5 protein-coding genes and 1 pseudogene are annotated in these 5652 nt (G+C 35.1%); all 6 read left to right on the forward strand.

Annotated features, from left to right (window positions below; all coding sequences use genetic code 11):
- On the forward strand, nt 1-219 hold a 219-nt coding region (locus tag F823_RS11245), incomplete at its 5' end, for a hypothetical protein (RefSeq protein WP_019595755.1).
- A gap of 147 nt (nt 220-366) precedes the next feature.
- The gene (locus F823_RS0110115) at nt 367-1614 is read left to right on the forward strand and encodes a DNA polymerase Y family protein (protein WP_002846365.1); all 1248 of its coding nucleotides are present in this window, start codon (nt 367-369) and stop codon (nt 1612-1614) included.
- 207 nt (nt 1615-1821) lie between these two features.
- Nucleotides 1822-2745, forward strand: a complete 924-nt coding sequence (gene trxB, locus F823_RS0110120; RefSeq protein WP_002843916.1) for a thioredoxin-disulfide reductase — start codon at nt 1822-1824, stop codon at nt 2743-2745.
- Between the two features lie 377 nt (nt 2746-3122).
- Entirely contained in the window at nt 3123-3674 is a 552-nt protein-coding gene (locus F823_RS0110125; protein WP_002846362.1) for an NADPH-dependent FMN reductase, read from the forward strand.
- A gap of 367 nt (nt 3675-4041) precedes the next feature.
- The gene (locus F823_RS0110130) at nt 4042-5118 is read left to right on the forward strand and encodes an Ldh family oxidoreductase (RefSeq protein WP_002843904.1); all 1077 of its coding nucleotides are present in this window, start codon (nt 4042-4044) and stop codon (nt 5116-5118) included.
- Between the two features lie 293 nt (nt 5119-5411).
- Nucleotides 5412-5652: pseudogene (locus F823_RS0110135) on the forward strand (hypothetical protein); the annotation flags it as partial.

Genomic DNA, 5652 nt, shown 5'->3' on the forward strand with positions numbered 1-5652 from the left:
AACCGTATGAGAATAGTCATCTGGAAACAGTGGAAAACCAGTGAGAAAAGGATGTGGGGGTTAAAGAAACTTGGCGTACCCGAATGGATGGCAAGACAATCCGTAGGATTTGCAGACCATTATCAGGCGGTAGCAAAAACAGCCGGACTTCGCAAGATAACAAAAGAAATCCTCGCAAAGCGAGGACTCATTAGTTGTTTAGATTATTACATGAATTGAACCGCCGTATGCCGAACGGCACGTACGGTGGTGTGAGAGGGAGGAGAAAGTCCTCCCTACTCGATTACCATTTTTGCAGACCTTGATATAAGAGCTGGTATGTGCTATACTTTAAAAAAGAACATATGTTCTTAGAAAGGAGGTTTTATGGAAAAAAAGGTATTTTTTCATGTTGATGTGAATTCAGCCTATCTCAGTTGGGAAGCTGTAAGAAGGTTGAAAATTGACCCAAAATCTCAGGACATAAGACAAATACCATCTGTTATAGGAGGGGACCCCAATAGGAGGAGCGGAATAGTTCTTGCAAAGAGTTCACCTGCCAAGGATTTTGGTATAAAGACTGGTGAAAACTTATGCACTGCTTTTAGGAAGTGTCCCCATCTAAAGGTCTATCCTGCTGACTTTGACCTTTATATAGAGTGTTCTAAAAATATGATAGGCCTACTTAAGGAATTTTCCCCAGATGTTTATCAGTACTCCATAGATGAAGCTTTCGTGGACATGACTGGTATGGAGAGGCTTTTTGGAGAGCCATGTTTTGCTGCTGATTTGATAAGACATAGGATGAAAGAAGATTTGGGATTTACAGTTAATGTAGGTGTATCAGATAGTATGGTATTGGCCAAGATGGCGGGGGATTTTTCCAAGCCTGACAAGACTCATATTATGTATAGGCATGAAATTCAAGAAAAAATGTGGCCTCTTCCTATAAATAATCTATTCTTTGTAGGCAGAAAAACTAGCAACAAGTTGAAGAGATTAGGTGTGTATACTATAGGCGATTTGGCCACTCTTGAAGAAAAATTTGTATATAGACATCTTAAAAAACAAGGCTTGATTATCCATAGACATGCTAATGGATTGGATGGATATGATTTTTTTCATATAAAGCAAAAAGACAAGTCTATAGGTAACTCAACAACGACATCCTATGATATATGCGATTATGAAAATGCCAGACACCTAATACTATCGCTTACTGAGACTGTTTGTGCTAGACTCAGACACAAAAAGCTAAAGGCGGGCCTTGTATCCATAGAACTTGTAGATATGAATTTTAATAGGAAGTCAAGTCAGAAGAAACTAGTTTATAAGACTGATTGTGTCAGCAAGATTTATGAATGTGCCTGTCAGATATTTTTGGATATTTGGGACAATGTTCTTATTAGACACATAGGAGTAAGTCTTGCCAAGGTGTCTAAGGATGACCATATGCAGTTATCCTTGTTTGAGGAAAAGAAGTCTAAAGAAAGCCTCCTATATTCTGCTATAGATGATATCAGGGACAAGTATGGAGAGGATTCAATAAAAAGGGCAGGATTTTTGTGTGGGAATATATCCCATATGGAGGGTGGTACCTCCAAAAACAAAAAGAATGGCATAGTATACCTATAATTTATAGTTAGCCATATTTTTGATTAAAATAAAGCCACTCTATGTTTATATTCTATCATTAATGGTATAATAATTATATAAATAGGAATAGACGTATATAGTATTATATTGACGATATGTGTATACTACTATTGAATATAGGGATCTTAGAAAATAAAGAACCAATTTAAGAATTAAGTATTAAATAGTAAAATTAAGGAGGACAAAATGAGCGAAAGACAGGTACAAGACATAGTTATAATAGGTGGTGGCCCAGGTGGTATGACAGCTGGTGTATATGGAGGTAGAGCAGAATTGAAGACTCTTATCCTGGAAAAGAACTTCCACGGTGGTCAGATGGTTTCAACTGCTGAAATAGAGAATTATCCAGCCCTACCAGACACAAACGGTGTTGAACTATCCAACTTGATGTTAGAGCATGCAAAGAAGTTTGGTGCAAAGATAGATTATAAGGGTGTAGAAAAGATAGATATTGAAGAAGACGGAATAAAGAAGCTTACTCTAACAGGAGGAGACGAGATATATACTAAGGCAGTAATCCTATCTATGGGTTCTACCCCAAGAAAGTTAGGTCTTGATAAGGAAGACAAGTTTACAGGAAGAGGTCTTGGTTATTGTGCTATCTGTGATGGTGGATTTTATAGAAACAAGGTAGTAGCGGTAAATGGTGGTGGAGATACTGCTGTTGAAGATGCCCTATACCTATCTAGAATAGCTTCAAAGGTATACCTAATCCATAGAAGAGATGAGCTAAGAGCCAACAAGACTCTTCAGACAAGGATAAAGGAGTCTAATGTTGAGATTGTTTGGAACTCTACTATCAAGGAAATACTAGGAGATGACAAGTTAACAGGAGTTATAACTGTTGATAAGACTGATGGTTCAGAGAGACAGATAGATTTAGATGGTCTGTTTGTAGCTATAGGCGGAATACCTCAGTCAAGTCTAGTTGAGGGAATGGTAGAATTAGATAAGGGATATATTGTAGCCAATGAAAACTGCGAGACTAGTCAGCCAGGTATATATGCTGTCGGTGATATAAGAGTCAAGTCTCTAAGACAGGTTATAACTGCAGCTGCAGATGGTGCCATAGCGGTACATGCTGCAGAAAAATATATATTAGAACATTAATTCTTAACATATTTAAGAAAATTTGTTGTTTAGACTATCTATAGTAGGGTATATAAACAGTAAACCAAAATTAATTAAAATTTCAAGCCCACGAATCAAACTGCAAATTGGTTCGTGGGCTTTTTACATTATTTTGAGTTGTTTGTATAAGCAATTTTTTAGCTAGAATGATTATAGATATAATGTAAGTGGTTTAGAACAATCTAAAAAACAAGTGCTGAATATTTATGATTTAAATGTAAAAATAAAAGTTACATTTAAATGTTTGAATATATTATCAAAGGGTATCTATATAGTAATATAAAAATTCGGAAAATTAAAACTAAAATTTGGTTATATTTGAATAAAGAAATTCAATTAAGATAAGGAGAAAAATTATGTCAAAAAAATTATTGTTCGTAGTAGGATCGTTACGTAAGGAGTCTTTTAATAGACAGTTAGCAAATAAGGTAAAAGAAATATTGGGAGACAAGGCAAAAGTGTCTTTCCTAGAATATAGTGATGTTCCATTTTTTAATCAGGATATAGAGTATCCAGCTCCATCTAGTGTATCTAGGATTAGAGATGAAATAAAGGCTGCTGATGGAATATGGTTCTTTACACCTGAGTACAATGGAAGTTATTCATCAGTTCTAAAGAATATTATAGACTGGGCCTCTAGATCACTTGACCAGACTAACCCGGCAGGCGCTTCAGCTATAGGAGACAAGAAGGTAGCTGTATCTGGCATAGGTGGATCGGGATATGTACAGGGAGTTCTAGAAAAGACAAAAGAACTCTTAAAGTTCATTCGTACAGATGTTTTAGACAACTCAGTTGGACTTGCTGCCAATCCGGAAGCATGGGCAACAAATGTTATAACTTTTTCTGATGATCAGATAAAGCAATTGGACAAGCAGGTTGAAGACTTCCTAGCCTTCTTAGTATAATAAAATAAAAAACTACAATACCTGGCCAATTTAGGCTAGGTATATTTTCTTTGATTGTATAGTAATTGAATATGCCAAAGGAGGTATGGGATGCCAGTGGCATTATGACTTATCAAAGAGAAAGACAGTCAAACTATTATTTAAAATACTGAAAAAAACAAAAATTTTGAGAGTCTATTATCTGTTTTATATTTACTATATAACTAGTCTATAGCCTCTTTTTATTTTTTTATTGAGGATATTAAAATTACTTATTTGCAAGTGAAAAATATTATTATGTAATTTATTTGATAATATTGTTGGTGTTTTTTTCTTGTGATATAATATTTTTGTGATTGGGTAAATTGTAAAAAGAGGAGTTGAAAATATGGAAGCAGTTTATGTAAAAGAAGAACAGTTAAGGTCTTATTGTGAAAGAGCCTTTAAAAAGTATGGTTTTAATGAACAAGACTCAAAGACTATTACTGATGTTTTGGTAGCAGCTGATATGTATGGTATAGAAACTCATGGTTCTCAGAGGCTTGAAATGTATCGTCAGCATATACAGAAGGGATATATAGAGGTTGGTGCACAGCCATCTGTAGCATTTGAAACAGGTATATCTGCAGTTGTTGATGGAAATAGGGCTATGGGTCAGGTTGTATCAAAGTATGCGATGGACATAGCTATAGAAAAGGCAAAGAAATCTGGAATAGGAATGGTTACTGTAAGAAATTCTAACCATTACGGAATAGCAGGTTATTACAGTAATATGGCTTCTGAACAAGGAATGATAGGTATATCAATGACAAACTCATTCCCTGTTGTAGTTCCTACTTTTGGTAGAAAGCCTATGATGGGTACTAATCCTATAGCTGTATCAATACCAGCAAAGCCAAATACATTCTACTTTGATGTTGCAACATCAGTAGCAGCTTTAGGTAAGGTTGAAGTTAGAAATAAAAAAGGCGTAGATCTTCCAGTAGGTTGGGGAGTAAATGAAGAAGGTAAGGATGAGGTAAATCCTCAGCACTTATTTGATAATGTTATGAACAGAGAAGGTGGTATGCATCCAGTTGGTGGATCAAGCCAGTTATTTGGTAGTCATAAGGGATATGGATTCTCTTTATTGGTTGAGTTCTTAACTGGTGTCCTATCAAACGGTGTTACATCAAATCATACTGAAGAAGATGGTATAATGGGAGTTTGCCACTATTTCATGGCAATTGATCCAAAAGTATTCGGTGATCCAGAAGCTATCACTGAAAAGTGGTCTACTTACCTACAAGAATTGAGAGATTCTGAAAAGGCTTATGGCCAAGACAGAATATACACTCATGGTGAAAAAGAAGCTGAAAAGGAAGAAGCATATAAAAAGTCAGGTGTCCCAATATTACCAAAGACTATAGAAGAAATGAAGAACCTTGCAAATCAGTTGGGTATGGATTTTGGAATTGATGCATAGCCAGATCATTAATAGCAAAATTAATTAGAGCCTAACCTGATTAAACTATCTTGATTAAACTATTTTGATTAGTTGAATACAATTAGATAATGATATACGGGAGACCTTGCATTTTATAACATAAATGTGAGTCTCCCTTTTTATGGTGTAGCATTATAAGTTTTAGTGATTTAACTATTAAAAGAGCATACTTGTAATGTGCTATAACATATGTTACACAATTGAATAAAAAAAGAGAGGAACTCTGATACAATAGTAATATCAACAAAACCATTTAGTAAAGGAGTCCTCTCATGTCTATTATAACAGAAGAAATGCGTTACCGCCAAAAATTATGTGAATTTGCTAAAAAATATGGAGTTACAAAAGCCGCAAAGCGATATCATACTAACCGTCAGTTTGTGTATAGACAACTAAAAAAGTATGATGGCACAGTAAGGAGCTTAGCATTAGGCTCTAGAAGGCCTTTACGCAGTCCAAATGCTCACACAAAATCTGAATTGAAGTTAATTAGAAAGATGCTTAAAAGAAATG

It is taken from the genome of Peptostreptococcus anaerobius VPI 4330 = DSM 2949 (assembly GCF_000381525.1).
Taxonomy (GTDB): domain Bacteria; phylum Bacillota; class Clostridia; order Peptostreptococcales; family Peptostreptococcaceae; genus Peptostreptococcus; species Peptostreptococcus anaerobius.

What these genes read in the sequence shown, in the direction of transcription:
- F823_RS0110125 (WP_002846362.1), top strand. Translation starts at nt 3,123, where the DNA reads ATGTCAAAAAAATTATTGTTCGTAGTAGGATCGTTACGTAAGGAGTCT.
- F823_RS0110130 (WP_002843904.1), top strand. Translation starts at nt 4,042, where the DNA reads ATGGAAGCAGTTTATGTAAAAGAAGAACAGTTAAGGTCTTATTGTGAA.
- F823_RS0110115 (WP_002846365.1), top strand. Translation starts at nt 367, where the DNA reads ATGGAAAAAAAGGTATTTTTTCATGTTGATGTGAATTCAGCCTATCTC.
- trxB (WP_002843916.1), top strand. Translation starts at nt 1,822, where the DNA reads ATGAGCGAAAGACAGGTACAAGACATAGTTATAATAGGTGGTGGCCCA.